Origin of the sequence: Bradyrhizobium sp. CCBAU 53340 (assembly GCF_015291645.1) — a bacterium.
GTDB lineage: Bacteria > Pseudomonadota > Alphaproteobacteria > Rhizobiales > Xanthobacteraceae > Bradyrhizobium.
In genome coordinates, this window is the sequence record NZ_CP030055.1 from 6,547,427 (window position 1) to 6,564,854 (window position 17,428).

Sequence of the window (17,428 nt, forward strand, 5' to 3'; positions counted from 1 at the left end):
CAATCCGCAATTCACCCACAGCGCCGCCCCTCAGAAGGCGGCGCCTTCTTCATAAGCCGAGCCGGTCCCGCACGCGGCCCGCGATCACAGCTGTCGTTACGCCAACCGGCCAGAACGCGTGCATCGGGATCGGCTTGATGCCAGTGATCGGCATGTCGATCTCGGCCTTGGCGCCACCGATCAGTCGACGCGCGAGTTGGGCACCCATCGCGGTCGAGAGCGCGACGCCGCGACCGTTGCAGCCGAGCGAGATCAGGATGCTTTCGGCCGGCTCGTGCACGTGCGGATAATGATCGCCGGTGATGGCGAGCCGGCTGTTCCAGCCGTGAGTCCAGGCCACGCCCTTGAGCTGTGGCCATAACCGCTCGGCGTAACGCATGAGATAGGCGACGTCTGTGGGCGACTTGATCCAACGCATCGGGCCGCGGCCGCCCATCAACAGGCGGTTCTGCTGGTCGATGCGGTAGTAGACGGTGATGTGACCGCTCTCGTAGAGCACGGGACGCGTCGGCATGATCGAGCGTGCGATCTCGTCGGAGAGCGGCGCGGTCGCGGCAATCGAGGAAAACACCGGCACGATGGTGCGGCGGAGCGCTGGCCAGAGATCGCCGGTGAAACCGTTGGTCGCAAGCAATACCTTGTCGGCGTGCACGACTGCACGCGGCGTCTCGATGCGCCAGCGGCTGCCCTCGCGACGCAGCGACAGTGCCGGCGTCTCGCCATGGACCTTCACGCCGACGGAAATGGCCGCGCGCGCGAGGCCGCGGGCATAGCTGAGCGGATGCAGATCACCGCCGCGGCTGTCCAACATGGCGCCGATGTAACGGTCGGTTCCGGTCATCTCGCGCACCTGCTCGCGATTCAGATACGACACCGGCATGCCGCGACGGATGCATTGCTGCGCGGTCTTCTCGATCGCGGCAGCGCTGGCCTCGTTGTAGGCCGCGCGGAGCGTACCGTTCTGCCGGGCTTCGCAGGGAATCTGGTAGCGGCGGATCAGATCGTGCGTGAAGTTCGGCGTGCCGTAGGAAAACGCGATCATGCGGCGGCCGAGCTCGGGGCCGAAATCGGCCTCGATCTGATCGGGGTCGTGCTTCAAGCCGGGATTGGTGTGGCCGCCATTGTTGCCGGACGCGCCCCAGCCCGGCTCCTGAGCCTCCAGCACCAGTGCCTCGACGCCCTGCTCGGCCAGATGCAGCGCCGTGGACAAACCAGTGTAGCCACCACCGACGATCGCGACGGAAACATTCTTGTCCGTGTCGAGCGGCGGCGTCGCAACCGGCGCGACGGCGGTGTCGGCATAGAGCGATGGCGGCAGAGGCAGGCGCGTCGTCATGAAAGAGCCCGGTCAGAGCGGATGCAGCACACGGCGCAGAAAATCCTGCGTGCGTGGATGCTGGGGTTGATTGAGCAGCGTCTTGGCCGGCCCCTGCTCGACGATGACACCGCCGTCGATGAACAGCACGCGATCGGCGACGTCGCGAGCAAAGCCCATCTCATGGGTGACAACGACCATGGTCATGCCGTCGTCGGCGAGCTTGCGCATCACACCGAGCACGTCGCCGACCAGCTCGGGATCGAGCGCGGAGGTCGGCTCGTCGAACAGGATCGCCTTCGGCTGCATGGCGAGGGCCCGCGCGATCGCGACACGCTGCTGCTGACCGCCGGAGAGCTGCGGCGGATGCGCATCGGCCTTCTCGGCGAGGCCAACCTGGGTGAGCAGCGCACGGCCGCGCTCGAGCACCTGCGCACGCGGCTCCCTCTTCACGAACAGCGGCCCCTCGACGACGTTTTCCAGTACGGTCCTGTGCGGGAACAGGTTGAAGCGTTGGAATACCATCGAGACTTGGGTACGGACCTTCACGATCGAGGGCGCATCGCGATCGACCTTGAGGCCCTCGACGCTGATCTCGCCGCGGTCGTAGCTTTCGAGCCCATTGATACAGCGCAGGATGGTGGACTTGCCTGAGCCCGATGGCCCGATGATGCAGACCACCTCGCCCTTCTGCACGGAGGCAGATATGCCCTTGAGCACCTCGACCTTGCCAAAGCTCTTGTGGACGTCGCTCAGCTCGATCATTTCTTGCCGACCCGCTTCTCGAAGTGACGAACCAGCAGGATCAGCGGGATGCTCATGGTGAGATACATCAGCGCCACCAGCGTGAACACGTTGGTGTTCTTGAAGGTCGAGGAGGCAATCAACTTGCCTTGAAGGGCGAGCTCAGCGACCGTGATGGTCGAAGCCTGCGAGGAGTCCTTCAGCATCATGATCATGACGTTGCCGTAGGGCGGCAGCACGATGCGCACGGCCTGCGGCAGCACCACGCGGCGCATGGTCAACCACCAGCCCATGCCGATCGACTGCGCCGCCTCGATCTGGCCCCTGTCGATGGCCTCGATGCCGGCGCGGAAGTTCTCCGCCTGGTAGGCCGAGTACGCAATGCCGAGGCCAAGGATGGCAGCCTGCAAGGCTGACAGCGTGACGCCGAGATCGGGCATCACAAAGTAGAGGTAGAACAACAGCACGATGATCGGGATGCCGCGGATCACGTTGATTAGGCTGGCGCTGAGCATCGACAGCGCCTTGATGCCGGAGACCCGCATCATCGCCCAGATCAGGCCAAGCACCGTCGAGAGCAGCAGCGAGCCGATGGTGACGATGATCGTCAGCGCGACGCCGTTCATCAGGATCGGGAAGAACTCGGCGGTGTCGTGCCAGAAGCCTTTCATCGGGTAACCTTCGATGAGTCGTTATCAGCCTCTATCAACCTTGCGCCTTCTGGCCCCATTTCTCGAGGATCTTGTCGATCGTGCCGTTGGCCTTGAGCTTCGCCAGCGACGCGTTGATCTTCGCAAGCAGCGCGGTCTCGCCCTTGCGCACGCCGATGCCGACCGAGCCGATGGTGACGGGCTTGTAGCCGTCGACGAGCCGCACCTCGGGAAAGCCGCCCTGCTTTAGATTGTAGGCGAGGATCGGATAGTCGGCGTAGCCGGCCTTGAGGCGGCCAGTGTTCACGTCGCGCAGGATGTCGGGGATAGTGTCGTACGCCTTCACGTCGGCAAACAGGCCGGTCTTCTTCAACGCATCGACGAAGGCCGTGCCGACTTGCGCGCCCACAGTCTCCCCCTTCAGATCGTCCTGTGTCGTATAGGCCTTGGTGTCGGTCTTCGGCACGACCAGGCCTTCGCCATAGGTGTAGATCGGGTCGGAGAAATCGACGACCTCCTTGCGCGGTGCGGTGATGAACATCGCGGCGGCGATGATGTCGATCTTGCTCGAGGTCAGCGAGGGGATCAGCGCCGAGAACTGCATCGGCTCGATCTGCACGTTGAGGCCGGCATCCTTGCCGATCTCGGTGATGAGATCGACCATGATGCCCTGGATGGTGTTGGTCTTGGTGTCGAGGAAGGTGAAGGGAATGCCCGTCGGCGTCGACCCGACCTTCAGCACCTGCTGTGCCTGAGCCGGCATCATCGCTGCTATTGCGAGCGCCGCGACCGCGGCCAGACCAAAACGCTTCATCGCATCCCCCTTTGGGTCCGGCCGTTGTCGGCGCTCGCACGTCCTGATCGCAGACGTTGCGGACCGACCCGTTTCGGCCTATTTTCACCAATATGAAAATTTGGCCACACTTTCATCGACGACGCAAGTGGTTTTCATGCACATGAAGGAAGCGGTTTGACGTGAGCGGTGGCAAAAGAATGCGCAAACCGGCCGCGGCGAAGCCGGCCAGGAATGGCAATACGCGCGGGAAGAAGGCTACCGCGAAGCCAGCGGAGCCGGCAATGGACGTCACGGTCGGCCGCCGCATCCGGGATCTCCGGCGCGTCAGGCAGTTCTCGCTCGAAACGGTTGCAACGCGCACCGAGCTTTCGATCGGCTTCCTCAGCCAGATCGAGCGCGGCCTGTCGTCGCCCTCCTTGCGCGTGCTGGCGACGCTCGCCGACGTGCTCGGCGTCGGCATCGCCGCGTTGTTTGGCGCCAGCCCGAGTGCCGACGGCACATCCGATCAGGTCGTCACGCGCGGACTGCAACGGCCCGAGTTGAAGCTTTGGCGCACCGGCGTCTCGAAACAGCTGCTGAGTCCGGCGAGCGCCGACAACAAGCTCAACCTGTTCCTGGTGCATCTGGAGCCCGGCGGCTCCGCCGGCGACGAGCTCTACACCCATGACGGCGAAGAGGCCGGCCTCGTGCTCGAAGGCGAGATGATGCTGACGGTGGACAGCGAGACGTGGTCGCTGAAGACCGGCGACAGCTTTCGTTTTGCCAGCCGCAGGCCACATCGGTTTTCCAATCCGGCGCAGGATGCGAAGGCCGTGGTGCTGTGGGTGAATTGCGTGACGGGGGCGTAGGCTCTCTCCCACGTCATTGCGAGCGAAGCGAAGCAATCCAGAGTCTCACCGCCGAGGCAGTCTGGATTGCTTCGTCGCAAGAGCTCCTCGCAATGACGAGGGGATAAAGTCTTACCCAAACCGGTGCTGATACCGGTCCACGGTCAGCTCGCTCACATCGACCTCAGGCTTCCTGCCCGAGAGCATATCCGCAAGCACGCGCCCCGAACCGCAGGACATGGTCCAGCCGAGCGTGCCGTGGCCGGTGTTGAGGTGGAGATTGGCATACTTCGTCGGGCCAATCACGGGCGGGCCATCCGGCGTCATCGGACGAAGACCGCTCCAGAACGTTGCCTTCGACAGATCGCCACCGCGCGGGAATAGATCGGTCAGCGAATGGTCGAGCGTGGCGCGGCGCGCCTCATAGAGCTTGGTCGAGAAACCGGAGATTTCAGCGGTGCCGCCGACACGGATGCGATTGCCGAGGCGCGTGATCGCGACCTTGTAGCTTTCGTCCATGACGGTCGATTCCGGCGCGCCGGAGGCCTCCTTGATCGGCACCGTGATCGAATAGCCCTTCACCGGATAGACCGGCAGCGAGATCCCGAGCGGCGCGACCATCCGGGACGAATGGCTTCCGAGCGCAAGCACGTAACTGTCGGCCTGCAACAGGCCTGCGCCGGTCGCGACACCGCTGACGCGCCCGCCGTCGGTCTCGATGCGGTCGATGCCTGTGTTGAACAGGAAGCGCACGCCAAGCGCCTGCGCATGCTTGGCCAGCGCCTGGGTGAACATGTGGCAGTCACCGGTCTCGTCCTGCGGCAGGCGAAGGCCGCCGACGAACTTTTCCTTCACGCCCGCAAGCGCCGGCTCGACCGCGATGCAGCCTTCGCGGCTCAGCGTCTCGTAAGGCACGCCGTACTGCTTGAGCACGGCGACGTCTTCGCCGGTGCCGTCGAGCTGCGCCTGGTAGCGGAACAGCTGCAGCGTTCCTTTCGAACGTTCGTCATATTGAATGCCGATGTCGCGGCGCAGATCGCGCAAGGAATCGCGGCTGTATTCCGCGATCGGAATCATCCGGCTCTTGTTGACCGCATAGCGCGCGCTGGTGCAATTGCGCAGCATCTTGAGCAGCCAGACCCACATCACAGGGTCGATCTTCGGCCGGATCACCAGCGGGCCGTGCTTCATCAACAGCCACTTGACCGCCTTGACCGGCACGCCGGGGCCGGCCCATGGCGAAGAATAGCCGGGCGACACCTCGCCGGCATTGGCAAAGGAGGTCTCCAGTGCTGGCTCCGCCTGACGGTCGACGACCGTCACCTCATGGCCGGCACGGGCGAGGTAGTAGGCAGAGGTGACACCGATGACACCGCTGCCGAGGATCAGAACTTTCACGCTTGGTCAAACTCCCGCGGCATCACGCTCGCCGCTGCAAGGTAAAACTCCGCAACGGCGAGAGCAATTATCAGGCCACCTTCTTGATGGCGTCGCCGAGGATCGAGACCATCTGGTCGATGTGGCTCTTCTCGACGATGAGCGGGGGCGACATCGCGAAGCTGTCGCCGCTCATGCGCAGGTAAAGGCCGGTGTTGAAGCAGTCGACCATCACGTCGTAGCCGCGCGCGCCGACGACGCCATCACGCGGCGCCAGCTCGACCGCACCCATCAGGCCACAATTTCTGATATCGACGACGTTGGGCAGGCCTTTGAGCGAATGCAGCGCATCGCGCCAGTATTCGGCCATGGTCGCACCACGCGTGAGCAGGCCCTCGTCCTTGTAGATGTCGAGCGTGGCGATACCAGCAGCGCAGGCGGTCGGGTGCGCCGAATAGGTGTAACCGTGGAACAGCTCCATCTGGTTCTCGGGGCCGACCATCATGCCGTCATGCACCTTGCGGCTGGCGAACACCGCGCCGCAGGGAATGGTGCCGTTGGTGATGCCCTTGGCCGTCGTCATCAGGTCCGGCGTAACACCGAAGAAATTGGCGGCGAAAGGCGTGCCGAGACGGCCGAAGCCGGTGATGACCTCGTCGAAAATCAGGAGAATGCCGTGCTTGTCGCAGATCTCGCGCAGACGCTGCAGATAGCCCTTCGGCGGCGGCAACACCGCGGTCGAACCGGGCACCGGCTCGACGATGACGGCGGCAATGGTCTCGGCACCGTGCAAGGCCACCAGACGCTCGAGATCATCGGCGAGCTCGGCGCCATGCTCGGGCTGGTCCTTGGCGAAGGCGTTGCGGGACAGATCGTGGGTGTGGCGGATATGGTCGACACCAGGCAGCAGGGTGGTGAAGGCGCGACGGTTGGCGACCATGCCGCCGACCGAGGTGCCGCCGAAGCCGACGCCGTGATAGCCGCGCTCGCGTCCGATCAGGCGGGTGCGGCTCGCCTGGCCGGTGGCGCGATGATAGGCGAGCGCGATCTTCAGCGCGGTGTCGACCGATTCAGAGCCGGAGTTGGTGAAGAAGACGCGGTCGAGACCCTTCGGCGCGATCTCGGCGAGACGCTCGGCGAAGTCGAACGCCAGAGGGTGCCCCATCTGGAAGGTCGGCGCGAAATCCAGCGTCATCAGCTGCCGCTCGACCGCAGCGGCAATCTGCTTGCGGCCGTGGCCGGCATTGACGCACCAGAGGCCCGCGGAGCCGTCGATCACCTTGCGGCCGTCGACGGTGGTGTAGTGCATGCCCTCGGCCGAGGAGAACAGGCGCGGCGCCTTCTTGAACTGGCGGTTGGCCGTGAACGGCATCCAGAACGAGTCGGTCTTGATAGTGTTCGGAATCTGATGAAGGGTCACGGGCCACGCTCCTTTGCTGACGGCATAGCAGAGCCACGGCTTCGATAGCGCAACAAGTCCTTTTCTGGCAACCTGCAAGCCATTGATTTTACTGGGCCAGCGGGTCCATATTTGCGCGATCCGCAACATCTGCAACAGGGATTCTGCATGAGCGTCGACATCGGTGGACGGTTGCGATTCATCCGGGCGCGCCAGAAGCTGTCGCAGCGCGAGCTGGCAAAGCGCGCCGGGGTCACCAATTCGACGATCTCGCTGATTGAATCCAACCAGATGAACCCCAGCGTCGGCGCGCTCAAGCGCATCCTCGATGGCATCCCGATGGGGCTCGCCGAGTTCTTCGCGCTCGAGCCGGAGTCGCGGCGCAAGATCTTCTATCGCGCAGAGGAGCTGACCGAGGTCGGCAAGAAGCCGATCTCCTATCGGCAAGTCGGCGACAATCTGTTCGGCCGCAGCCTGCAAATTCTGAAAGAGCGTTACGAGCCCGGCAGCGACACCGGGCGCGTGCACCTCGTTCATGAGGGCGAGGAGGGCGGCATCGTGATCTCAGGCAAGCTCGAGGTCACCGTCGAGGACGAACGCCGCATCCTCAATCCCGGCGATGCCTATTATTTCGAGAGCCGACGCCCGCATCGCTTTCGCTGCGTCGGCGGCAAGCCGTGCGAGGTGATCTCGGCCTGCACGCCGCCGACGTTTTGAGGCGCCTTCACGTTCGCTCCAACCTCTTTGCGATGGCTCAAGGAATTCGGTCCGGACGAATACGGAAAGAAAACGAAATGAAATCGGCCGCGCTTGAGCCACCTCAATTTCCGCACGCCGAATCCCGCCTATCGTCAATCTTGTAGCCGAGCAGCCTCGCGCAAAGGTGCTGAGGTTATGGCCCCGGACTCCTAGGCACTCCGGGGCCGCTTCGTCGGAGGGCTCCCCCATGAAGACCACTCTCGCCAATGCCGAAGCCGCGCTCGACAAGGTTCAGCAGGATACCGACAAGCTCTACTCGCGCGAGCTGCGCAAGGCTCTCGCGGAGTATATCGAAAAGCAGCGAGAGCAGGTCAAAGCTCTCCGCCGGATGATGAACTGACCCGGCCATTAGGGCGGACGCAACGCCCCCGCTTCCTGAACCAGAGCGACGGAACGGGCGACCAAGGAGCAGATCCTGACCTGCTTCGACCAAGGACCGTCCATGTCCGTGCCAGTGCGCCTTACGCTGCTTGCAGCCGCGCTGCTCTGTCCCGCCGCCGCCAACGCGATGGACGATACCTTGCGCGCCAGCAGCAGAGGGCCGATGGCGATGACGCTCTGCGCGCAAAACTCCGACGGCAGCAAGATCGAAGGCACCAGCGAATTCTGCAAGGCAAACGGCTACGACAAGCTGGTCGCCGCGGTCGACGCATCCTTTGCGGCTGCGGTCACCAAGGCCCCGGCCAACATCCGGCCCCTGCTCAAGCGCGACCAGGCCTGGTTCAACGAGATGATCCAGGAGGCTGCCTATACCGTCGAGCAAGCCGACGAGGCCGAGCTCCGCCAGAACCTGGCCGACGCGCTGCGCCGGCGCGCGACTGCGCTCGATGATCTCGCACGCGGTTTCGGCCGCGACGGCCTGGGGGGCGCCTGGGCCAACGCACTCGGCGGTGTCACTGTCACCGCAACCGAGTCGGGCAGCTATCGTCTCGACGCCGAATTGAACTCCGACTATGGCAGCGACAAGCATTGGGAATGCAAGCTCAACGCCACTCTCAAGCCGGGCGCAGATGGCTGGCTCGCCGGCGTTACGGTCCCGACGCAACCCTCCGAGCCCGGCGCGAAGCCTGCCGATCCGGTCTCGATCAAGTTGCGACGCCAGGGCGATACGCTCCGCGTCGTTCTCCAGGCCACCGAGGAGCAATGGTTCTCGTCGAATGATCCTGATTGCGATCACCCCGGTCAGATCACCGGCACCTATTTCGCGAGCGCCAAGCAGGATGGGACCGACAAGGTCGATACAAGCTTCGTGACGCCGACCTTCGACTGCGTGCGACCGGAAACGGCCACTGACGAGGAGATCTGCGCGGACCCGGATCTGGCCGCGAACGACCAGCGGCTCAACCGCGCATGGAAAGCACTGCTGCCGCGCCTGGACGACGCAACGCGGCGCGCGCTGACGGACGACCAGCGCCACTGGGTGAGCAGCCAGACCCTGCAATATCCCGAATTCCTGCATCCGGCCTGGGAGAAGCAGACCTCGGCGATGCACTATACGGTGTCCGGACGCGATCATCTCAACAGCCTGCAACGCGAACGCATCGCGTTGCTCGAGGGTTTCGACGACAAGCGCGTCGGCCTCGCCGGCACTTGCTCGCCTACAATGCCATCATCAGGATCACCGTGGACAAGGACGGTGCGGTCGACGCCCAGGGCTGGAAATGGTGGCAGGCCGACTGGAAGGGTGGCTGCGACTACGAGATCAGCGGTGACTTCAAGGGCGCCGTATTCCGTTCAAGCGAGCAGGGCAAGAATCCGGACACGCTGGAGCGCGATCACGCCATGCTCGTCGTCAATCGACTCGACGACGTCTTTGCCGCCAAGCGCGAGAGCAAGAGCGACAGCGACGAGTCGAAATGCAAGCGCAACATCACGATTTCTTCGACCGCGCGGCTGTTTCCGGTAAAGCCGTCCGCAGACATCGACAAGCCGTCGGACGCGATACGCTAAAGCGCGATGAGATTCCGATGAATCATCATCGCGCTTGCGGCAGCATCGATTCGTCGGACCTCAGCGCTGCGTCAGCAGCTCCTCGATCCGGATCGGGAAACGGCGCACCCGCACGCCGGTCGCGTGCCAGACCGCATTGGCGACCGCGCCGGCGCTGCCGGTGATGCCGATCTCACCGACGCCCTTGATGCCGAGCGCATTCACATGCGGGTCGTGCTCCTCGACCGTGATCACGTCGAGCGGTGGCACGTCGGCATTCACCGGGATGTGGTACTCGCCGAGATTGGCATTCATGATCCGGCCGCTGCGGCGGTCGGTGATCGCTTCCTCGTGCAGCGCGAAGGACATGCCCCAGATCATGCCGCCGAACAGCTGGCTCCTCACCAGATGCGGATTGACGATGCGTCCCGCCGCGAAGGCGCCGACCATGCGGGTGACACGGATCTGGCCGAGCTCGGGATCGACCTTCACTTCCGCAAACACCGCGCCATGGGCGTGCATCGCGTATTCCTCCATCGCCGCCGGATTCGGCGCGCCGGTGCCGCGCGCCTCGACTTCGGCGACGCCTGCGCGAGCGAGGATGTCGCCATAGCTCTCGCTGCGGCTCTCATCGTCACGCCGGATCAACTTGCCGTCGCGCGCGATCACGCCGGCATTGCCGGCGCCGAACAACGGCGATCGCTCGTCTTTGGTGGCAAGATCGGCGAGCTTTGCGATCACCGCGGCGCCGGCACTGTGGATCGCAGCCCCCGCGGTCGCCGTATGGGCCGAGCCGCCGGCGATGCCAGCATCAGGCAGATCGGACGTACCGGCCTTGAACGTGACGCGGTCGATATCGAGACCGACGGCATCGGCGGCGATCTGGGCCAGCGCCGTCCAGGCGCCCTGCCCCATGTCATGCGCGCCGATCTCCATTGCGCCGGTGCCGTCACGACGGATCACGGCACGCGCTTCAGCCTGGAACATCAGCGCGGGGAACGTCGCGGTGCCCATCCCCCAGCCGACCAGCAGTCCGGCATCGTCGCGCATCTGTCGCGGCTGAAGCGAGCGCTTCGCCCAGCCGAAACGCGCCGCGCCCTGATCGTAACAGGCACGCAGCGCTTTCGAGGAAAAGGGTCTTCCCGTGATCGGCTCGACCTCGGCATAGTTCTTCAGGCGGAAGGCGAGCGGATCCATGCCGCAGGCCCAGGCCATCTCGTCGATCGCACTTTCCAGTGCAATCGAGCCCGTCGCCTCGCCCGGCGCACGCATGAACAATGGCGTGCCGGTGTTGACGCGCACCGCGTCATGCGAGGTGCGGATTGCGGGCGCCGCATAGAGCGTGTGCGAGGCATCCGCCGCCGGCTCGTAGAAATCATCGAACGTGCTCGACACCGTGCGCGCGTGGTGATCGAGCGCGGTCAGGTGCCCTTCGGCGTCGGCCCCGATGCGCAAGCGCTGGCGTGTCGGCGCACGGTGGCCGACCGGGCCATACATCTGCTCACGGCGTAGCACCAGCTTGACCGGCCTGCCGACCAGCTTCGCGGCCATGATGCCAAGGACCGGAGGACCGGCCATCAGCCCCTTCGAGCCAAAACCACCGCCGAGGAACGGACTGCGGATGTGGATCTTGTCATGCGCAATACCGAACAGCTCGGCAACGCGCGCCAACGACAGCATCAATCCCTGGGTCGGCATGTCGATCTGAAGATGGTCGCCGTTCCAGTGAGCCACGATCGCATGCGGCTCCATGGCATTGTGATATTGCGCCGGCGTCTCGTAAGTCGCGTCGATCTGCTTGTCGGCTGACGCGAGCCCTGCCGCGACATCGCCACGATGATTTTCCGCGGGATTGCCGACGCCAACGACGGGGGGCACGTAGCTCTTGCCCGCATCAAGCCCGATCAGCGCGGGCAGCATCTCATATCGAGGCGCCAGCAGCACCGCGCCTTCCGTCGCCGCCTCCAGCGTCTCGGCGATCACGACCGCGATAGGCTGATTGGCGTAGCGGACTTCATTGCTTTGCAGCACCTCCATCCGGAACACGAATGGATTGGTCTTGATTTCAGGGTCGATCGCGAGCTGCGGCTTGTGATCCGGCGTCATGACGTCGACGACGCCGGGATGACGCTTCGCGGCAGCGACATCGAGCGAGGTCACGCGGCCATGCGCGATGCTGGACACGGCCATCACCGCGAACAACATGCCGGGCAGATGGTTGTCAGCAGCGTAGGTCGCCTGGCCCCTGACCTTGAGCACGCCATCGCGACGGGTCAGCGGCTGGCCGATGCTCGAGCCGTGACGGAGGTGGGCGGGAGCACTGGTGAGATTGAGCTCAGGCATGAATGGCTCCAGAGGTCGAAGGAAAGGGAGATGCCGGCAGCGCGGGGATGCGCGCAGGTGTCCCGGCAGCGGCAAGGGTCAGTGCGCGCACGACGATGCGGCGCGCCAGCTCGATCTTATAGGCATTGTCACCGGACGGCTGTGCGTCGGTGAGCGCGCGCCAGGCGGCTTCCTGGAAGGCATCTGCGGTGGGCGCGACGCCCCTGAGGACATCCTCGGCGGCGCGAGCACGCCAGGGCTTTGCGGCAACACCGCCAAGCGCGAGCCGGGCTTCCGCGACCTTGCCGTTCTCGATCCGCAGCGCCGCCGCGGCCGAGACAATGGCGAACGCGTAAGACGTTCGCTCGCGGACCTTGAGATAGCGCGTATGTGCGGCAAACCCACGTGCCGCGGGCGGCAGACGCACGGCGACGATGAGGTCACCGGGTTCGAGCGCTGACTCACGTTCGGGCGTATTGCCCGGCAGACGATGCAGTTCCTCGAGCGCGATCTCGCGGCGACCATTCTTGCCTTCGATCTCGACAATGGCATCGAGCGCAACCAGCGGCACATAGAAGTCCGAGGGGTGGGTCGCGATACAGCTCTCGCTCCAGCCGAGCACGGCATGGGTGCGGCTCTCGCCATCGCGGGCGTCGCAGCCGCTGCCGGACTCGCGCTTGTTGCAACGGCTGGCCGTGTCGTAGAAATACGCGCAACGTGTCCGCTGCAACAGATTGCCGCCCACGGTCGCGGCGTTGCGCAATTGCGCGGAGGCCCCGGAGAGAAGCGCTTCGGCGATCGCCGGATAGGCCTTCGCGAACTCCGCATCATGCGCAAGGTCGGCATTGCTCACGAGTGCACCGATCCGCAACGAGCCGTCCGCGAGGCGCTCGATCCGATCAAGCCCTTCGAGATGCGTGACATCGACCAGACGATCCGGACGACTGACGTTACCCTTCATCAGATCGAGCAAATTTGTGCCGGCGGCAAGATAAGCGGCGCCCGGCTGGGCAGCGGCGGCAACGGCTTCGGTGACCGTGGCCGGCTTGACATAATCGAACTGTTTCATGCGGAGCGCCTCTGGTTGGTTGCGTCGGCACCGGCCTGGGCCTCAAGCACGGCATCGACGATGCCGTCATAGGCGCCGCAGCGGCAGAGATTGCCGCTCATGCATTCGCGGATGCGTTCGGGATCGTTGCCGGCCTGCGCCTCCTGCATCATGCCGATCGCGCTCATGATCTGGCCGGGCGTGCAGAAGCCGCACTGGAATCCGTCATGGGCGATGAAGGCGGCCTGCACGGGGTGAAGCTGGTCGCCGCGCGCAATGCCTTCGATGGTAAGGATGTCGGCGCCGTCATGGCTGATGGCGAGCGCGAGGCAGGAATTGATCCGCTTGCCGTCGACGAGAATGGTGCAGGCGCCGCACTGGCCGCGGTCGCATCCCTTCTTGGTTCCTGTGAGATGGAGGCGCTCACGCAGGAGATCGAGCAACGTGACGCGAGGATCGTCGAGGACGAAGTCGCGCCGCGCACCGTTCACGGTGAGGCTGATGGAGTGGTTCATACAAGGCTCCGATCAGATTTGGACATGGCTCATCGTTCGGCGCGCCACCGCCGTGGCCACCGTCGATATCGCGCCGGCGTGGACATGTTCCGGGCCGACACCCGCGAAGATACGGAGGCACCCTCCGTTTAACAAGAGCCGCCGAAAAATATTTGGAATTCGTCAAAAGCCCGTGCGCTGACAACGCGATGCAGCCCTGCAAGGGTTCAATCTAACCAATTCGTGATCTACATTGCCTGATATGGACGACCACACCGACCAGACCCGCAAGCCCCGCGCCGATGCCATGCGCAATCGCGAGCGCGTGCTCGAAGCGGCCAAGGCCGTGTTCAGCGCGGGTGGCCCGGAAGCAAGCCTCGAGGCCGTGGCCAAGCGCGCGGGCGTTGGCATCGGCACGCTCTACCGGCATTTCCCGACGCGCGAGGACCTGTTTGAGGCGGTGTACCGGCGTGAGGTCGAGCAGCTCAGCGAGCTCGCCGAGCAGCTGAAGCACGTCAATGATCCGGTCGAGGCGCTCAGGCGCTGGCTGCGGTCGGGTGTGGAATTCGTCGCCACCAAGAAGGGCATGGTGGCAGCCTTGGCGCTCGCGGTGCAGAGCGGGTCCGAGTTGCATGCTTTCTCCTTCGAGCGCCTGACCAAGGCGGTCGGCTCGCTGCTCGATCGCGCGGTCGCAACCGGCGTGATGCGCGCCGACATCAGTCCCGAGGACTTGCTGCGCGCGTTCTTCGGCATGTGCTACATGCACGACCAGCCCGGCTGGCAATCCTCGGTGCTGCGGATGCTCGACGTGTTTGTGGACGGACTGCGCGTGCAGCCCGACGCGAAGGCCACGACGCGCACGGTCAAGCCTGCGAAGGCGGCGGTGAAACGGAAGCGATAGCCCGTCCGTACTTTCCAAGATCGTGTTAGGGTCAGTATCGCCGGGATATCAACGCGGAGCCTGCCATGCGCATTGCCGCCTTGCTCGTCGCCCTCGCTCTTGCCTTCAGCCCCCTCGCCGCGCGCGCCGACGACGTCACGGCGGCGCAGGGCGTGATCCGCGCCCAGGAGCAAGCCTTCGTCCGTGACGATGCAAGCGCGGCCTATTCCTATGCCGCGCCGTCGATCCAGCAGATCTTCCCGGCGCCCGACATCTTCATGTCGATGGTGCAGAACGGCTACGCTCCGGTCTATCGCCACAAGAGTTTTGAGTTCGGCGACAGCAAGACCGAGGGTAGCTCAATTGCCCAGCGCGTTCACATCATCGACGCCAATGGCGAAGCCTGAGAAGCGCTCTACACGCTGGAGCAGCAAGCGGACGGAAGCTACAAGATCACTGGCTGCTCGCTGCTGAAGGCGGGACAGGCGGTTTAAGCCGCCTCGAGCATTAGGGACACCACGGTCGTGATGGCGCCCAGGGTGATGGCCGTGTCGGCGACATTGAAGATGGCGAACGACCAGTCCTTGTAGGAGAAATGGACGAAATCGATCACCGAGCCGAGCCGGGCACGGTCCAGCAGATTGCCGAACGCGCCGCCGATGATCAGCGCAAGTCCGGTTGCCAGGATCGGCTGGCGCGGCGGCACGCGGCGGAGCCACCAGCCCAGCAGTCCGCAGGCCAGAAGGGACAGAGCGACCAGCGGCCAACGCTGGGCATTGTCCGCGAACCGCAGAAGGCTGAACGAGACGCCTTTGTTATAGGACCGTAGAAAATCGATCGACGGCAGTGCCGTGGACGACAGAATGAGCACCGGACGCTCCGGCTCCAGCAGATTGACGACGAGCTGTTTCGTGCCCTGATCCAGCAGCACGACAGCGAGGCTCAACCAGATCCAGCGGAGGCTCGCACGTGGCGCCGTCCTAGGTTGCAAAACCAGGTCCCGTCTTGGCCGCGTTCATCCGCGAGCGGATCAGCAGCGTCAAGACGATGCCGACATTGAGGGCGTTCCACGCAACGCCGTTTGCGAACGCCGCGGCGTAGGAGCCGGTGGCATCGAAGATGATGCCGGACACCCAGCCGCCAAAGGACATGCCGAACACGGAGGCAAAGATCACGATGCCGACGCGGGTTGCGGCTTCGCTCGCCGGCATCGCCTCGCGCACGATGATGGCGTAGCTCGGCACGATACCGCCCTGGAACAGGCCGAACATCGCTGAGATCAGATAAAGCGAGGAGAGGCTGTCAAAGAACAGGTAGAACACCAGGGCAAAACCCTGCGCCACCGACCCGATCAGCAGCGTGCGGATGCCGCCGATCTTGTCGGCGAGATAGCCCGAGCCGATCCGGCTGACGATGCCGCAACCCATCATCAACGACAGCATCTCGGCGCCGCGCGCCACGCCGTAACCGAGATCGCCGCAATAGGCCACGATATGCACTTGCGGCATCGCCATGGCGACGCAGCAGGAAATACTGGCGATCGAGAGCAGCACGGTCAGCGTGTTGGTCGAAAGCCCGAGATCGATGCGCGGCGGCGGCGCATTGGCGTGATTACGAACCTTGTCGTCGCCCATCTGCGCACGCAGGACCAGTACCAGCGCCGTCATCGCGCTCGCACAGGCGATGCCGATGCCGATATGAGTGGTGCGCCAGCCGACAGTCTGCGTGCCCCAGCTGACGAGCGGCGGCCACATCGTGCCGGCGACGTAATTGCCGCTCGCGACGATGGTCACCGCGAGCCCGCGATAGCGCTCGAACCAGTGCGAGGCCTCCGCCATCAGCGGCGCGAAGGTCGCCGATGTGCCGAGCCCGATCAGGAAATAGGCCGCTACGAACTGCCAGAGATGACCAGACAAGCCCGCGAGCACGTTGGCGACGCCGAGAAAGGCGATACTGATCGCCATCGCCGGCACGATGCCGAATCGGTCGGTGATCTTGCCGGCGATGACGCCGCCAAGTCCGAAGCCGAACATCATCAGCGTAAAGGCGAGCGACACCGCGCCGCGCGTCGCCGCGAACTCGGCCTGCACGATGGGAATCACCACCACGACCGCCCACATGCCGACGGCCCCGATCGAGCCGATCACGAGCGCAATCGCGAGCCGCACCCAGGCCTGACGGGAGTCAGGGCTGAAGGAGGCCGGTTTCTGTCCTGGGTGATTTGGTGCGTGCACGGCGGGAACCATGTTCGCTACGCGTCTCATGGTCAAGCATCCTGCCGCGATATTGGGCATGCGCGGTGCGCTGCGGTAAGAAGGAGCTTGGCGAACATGTGTTTTGCCATTAGTTTGCAATCTGCGTGTGCAACATTGCCGCGCGGAGCATGACAGCGGAATGTTGCTGCAATTGACGCGATCGATGCGGATCAGGGTGGGGCGCCTCGTCGCGCTCGCCTACCTGTTCTGCGTGCTCGCGCCGGCGGCAAGCCTTGCCTGGGGCAACGGCCCGGCGCCATGCCTCGATGACGCACTGCTCGCCGAGCTCGCGCCGGCGCGCCAGCAGCTGGCAACCGGCCACATGCATGGCGGCACGTCGCATGATCACGCCGGGATGCACGCGCACCAGCATGTCGCCGCTCAGGACGTCCCTTCACCGCATCATCATGACGGCAAGGGCTCACCCGGCCCGTGCTGCGCGATGATGTGCGTCGTCGCGCTGCCAGCCGACCTGCCCAGCGTCGCGACGCCGCTCCAGCCGATCTCCGCCTGCGCGCCCGAGATCGTGACCAGCCTGCGCAGCGAGGCGCCGCCCCTGCTCTACCGCCCCCCCATCGCCTGAGCTGATACGACGATTTGAGGCCGCGCGCGCCTGTGCGTGCACGGCTTTGG

18 protein-coding genes and 1 pseudogene are annotated in these 17,428 nt (G+C 64.6%); 7 read left to right on the plus strand and 12 right to left on the minus strand.

Annotated features, from left to right (window positions below; all coding sequences use genetic code 11):
• Positions 1-49 precede the first annotated feature (49 nt).
• From XH89_RS30910 to XH89_RS41430, 5 genes are all read right to left on the minus strand, one after another.
• The gene (locus XH89_RS30910) at positions 50-1,336 is read right to left on the minus strand and encodes an FAD-binding oxidoreductase (RefSeq protein WP_194464119.1); all 1,287 of its coding nucleotides are present in this window, start codon (positions 1,334-1,336) and stop codon (positions 50-52) included.
• 12 nt (positions 1,337-1,348) lie between these two features.
• Positions 1,349-2,080 (minus strand): amino acid ABC transporter ATP-binding protein, encoded by a 732-nt coding sequence (locus tag XH89_RS30915; protein WP_194464120.1) that lies wholly within the window; start codon positions 2,078-2,080, stop codon positions 1,349-1,351.
• Complete coding sequence (locus tag XH89_RS30920; RefSeq protein ID WP_194464121.1) at positions 2,077-2,730, minus strand: amino acid ABC transporter permease; 654 nt, start codon at positions 2,728-2,730, stop codon at positions 2,077-2,079. The genes XH89_RS30915 and XH89_RS30920 overlap by 4 nt, the downstream gene beginning before the upstream one ends.
• A gap of 34 nt (positions 2,731-2,764) precedes the next feature.
• Complete coding sequence (locus XH89_RS30925; RefSeq protein ID WP_194464122.1) at positions 2,765-3,523, minus strand: ABC transporter substrate-binding protein; 759 nt, start codon at positions 3,521-3,523, stop codon at positions 2,765-2,767.
• A 112-nt stretch (positions 3,524-3,635) separates the two neighbouring features.
• Positions 3,636-3,797 carry a hypothetical protein gene (locus XH89_RS41430; protein WP_246767664.1) on the minus strand — a complete coding sequence of 54 codons (162 nt, stop codon included), beginning with the start codon at positions 3,795-3,797 and terminating at the stop codon, positions 3,636-3,638.
• Between XH89_RS41430 and XH89_RS30930 the strand changes: the two genes are divergently transcribed.
• Positions 3,787-4,353 (plus strand): helix-turn-helix domain-containing protein, encoded by a 567-nt coding sequence (locus XH89_RS30930; RefSeq protein WP_246767665.1) that lies wholly within the window; start codon positions 3,787-3,789, stop codon positions 4,351-4,353. The genes XH89_RS41430 and XH89_RS30930 overlap by 11 nt on opposite strands.
• A 111-nt stretch (positions 4,354-4,464) precedes the next feature.
• Here the strand turns inward: XH89_RS30930 and XH89_RS30935 are convergent, their stop codons facing one another.
• Positions 4,465-5,730 (minus strand): D-amino acid dehydrogenase, encoded by a 1,266-nt coding sequence (locus XH89_RS30935; RefSeq protein WP_194464124.1) that lies wholly within the window; start codon positions 5,728-5,730, stop codon positions 4,465-4,467.
• A gap of 70 nt (positions 5,731-5,800) precedes the next feature.
• On the minus strand, positions 5,801-7,129 hold the full coding sequence (locus XH89_RS30940; RefSeq protein ID WP_194464125.1) for an aspartate aminotransferase family protein: 1,329 nt from the start codon (positions 7,127-7,129) through the stop codon (positions 5,801-5,803).
• Between the two features lie 147 nt (positions 7,130-7,276).
• Between XH89_RS30940 and XH89_RS30945 the strand changes: the two genes are divergently transcribed.
• From XH89_RS30945 to XH89_RS30955, 3 genes are all read left to right on the plus strand, one after another.
• Entirely contained in the window at positions 7,277-7,825 is a 549-nt protein-coding gene (locus XH89_RS30945) for a cupin domain-containing protein (protein ID WP_097665749.1), read from the plus strand.
• A gap of 229 nt (positions 7,826-8,054) precedes the next feature.
• A complete protein-coding gene (locus XH89_RS30950) occupies positions 8,055-8,207 on the plus strand; it encodes a hypothetical protein (RefSeq protein ID WP_194464126.1) in 153 nt (50 codons plus the stop codon).
• Positions 8,208-8,309: 102 nt separating this feature from the next.
• Positions 8,310-9,773: a lysozyme inhibitor LprI family protein gene (locus tag XH89_RS30955; protein ID WP_194464127.1), complete on the plus strand. Its 1,464-nt coding sequence runs from the start codon at positions 8,310-8,312 to the stop codon at positions 9,771-9,773.
• 104 nt (positions 9,774-9,877) lie between these two features.
• Here the strand turns inward: XH89_RS30955 and XH89_RS30960 are convergent, their stop codons facing one another.
• From XH89_RS30960 to XH89_RS30970, 3 genes are read right to left on the minus strand one after another with little or no spacing between them, the layout of a single operon-like run.
• The gene (locus XH89_RS30960; protein ID WP_194464128.1) at positions 9,878-12,139 is read right to left on the minus strand and encodes a xanthine dehydrogenase family protein molybdopterin-binding subunit; all 2,262 of its coding nucleotides are present in this window, start codon (positions 12,137-12,139) and stop codon (positions 9,878-9,880) included.
• Positions 12,132-13,187 carry a xanthine dehydrogenase family protein subunit M gene (locus tag XH89_RS30965; protein ID WP_194464129.1) on the minus strand — a complete coding sequence of 352 codons (1,056 nt, stop codon included), beginning with the start codon at positions 13,185-13,187 and terminating at the stop codon, positions 12,132-12,134. Before XH89_RS30965 ends, XH89_RS30960 begins: the two co-directional genes overlap by 8 nt.
• Positions 13,184-13,681, minus strand: coding sequence for a (2Fe-2S)-binding protein (locus XH89_RS30970; protein ID WP_194464130.1), 498 nt, complete (start codon positions 13,679-13,681; stop codon positions 13,184-13,186). The genes XH89_RS30965 and XH89_RS30970 overlap by 4 nt, the downstream gene beginning before the upstream one ends.
• A gap of 241 nt (positions 13,682-13,922) precedes the next feature.
• Here XH89_RS30970 and XH89_RS30975 point away from each other — a divergent pair, with 241 nt between their 5' ends.
• Both XH89_RS30975 and XH89_RS30980 read left to right on the plus strand, forming a co-directional pair.
• Positions 13,923-14,561 (plus strand): TetR/AcrR family transcriptional regulator, encoded by a 639-nt coding sequence (locus XH89_RS30975; protein ID WP_194468686.1) that lies wholly within the window; start codon positions 13,923-13,925, stop codon positions 14,559-14,561.
• Positions 14,562-14,626: 65 nt separating this feature from the next.
• Positions 14,627-15,034 (plus strand): annotated as a pseudogene (locus XH89_RS30980) (DUF4864 domain-containing protein).
• Here XH89_RS30980 and lspA read toward each other — a convergent pair.
• A complete protein-coding gene (gene lspA, locus XH89_RS30985) occupies positions 15,031-15,486 on the minus strand; it encodes a signal peptidase II (RefSeq protein WP_194464131.1) in 456 nt (151 codons plus the stop codon). The pseudogene XH89_RS30980 and the gene lspA overlap by 4 nt on opposite strands.
• 34 nt (positions 15,487-15,520) lie before the next feature.
• Entirely contained in the window at positions 15,521-16,786 is a 1,266-nt protein-coding gene (locus XH89_RS30990; protein ID WP_194468687.1) for an MFS transporter, read from the minus strand.
• A 148-nt stretch (positions 16,787-16,934) separates the two neighbouring features.
• Here XH89_RS30990 and XH89_RS30995 point away from each other — a divergent pair, with 148 nt between their 5' ends.
• Positions 16,935-17,378 (plus strand): hypothetical protein, encoded by a 444-nt coding sequence (locus tag XH89_RS30995; protein ID WP_194464132.1) that lies wholly within the window; start codon positions 16,935-16,937, stop codon positions 17,376-17,378.
• Positions 17,379-17,428 lie beyond the last annotated feature (50 nt).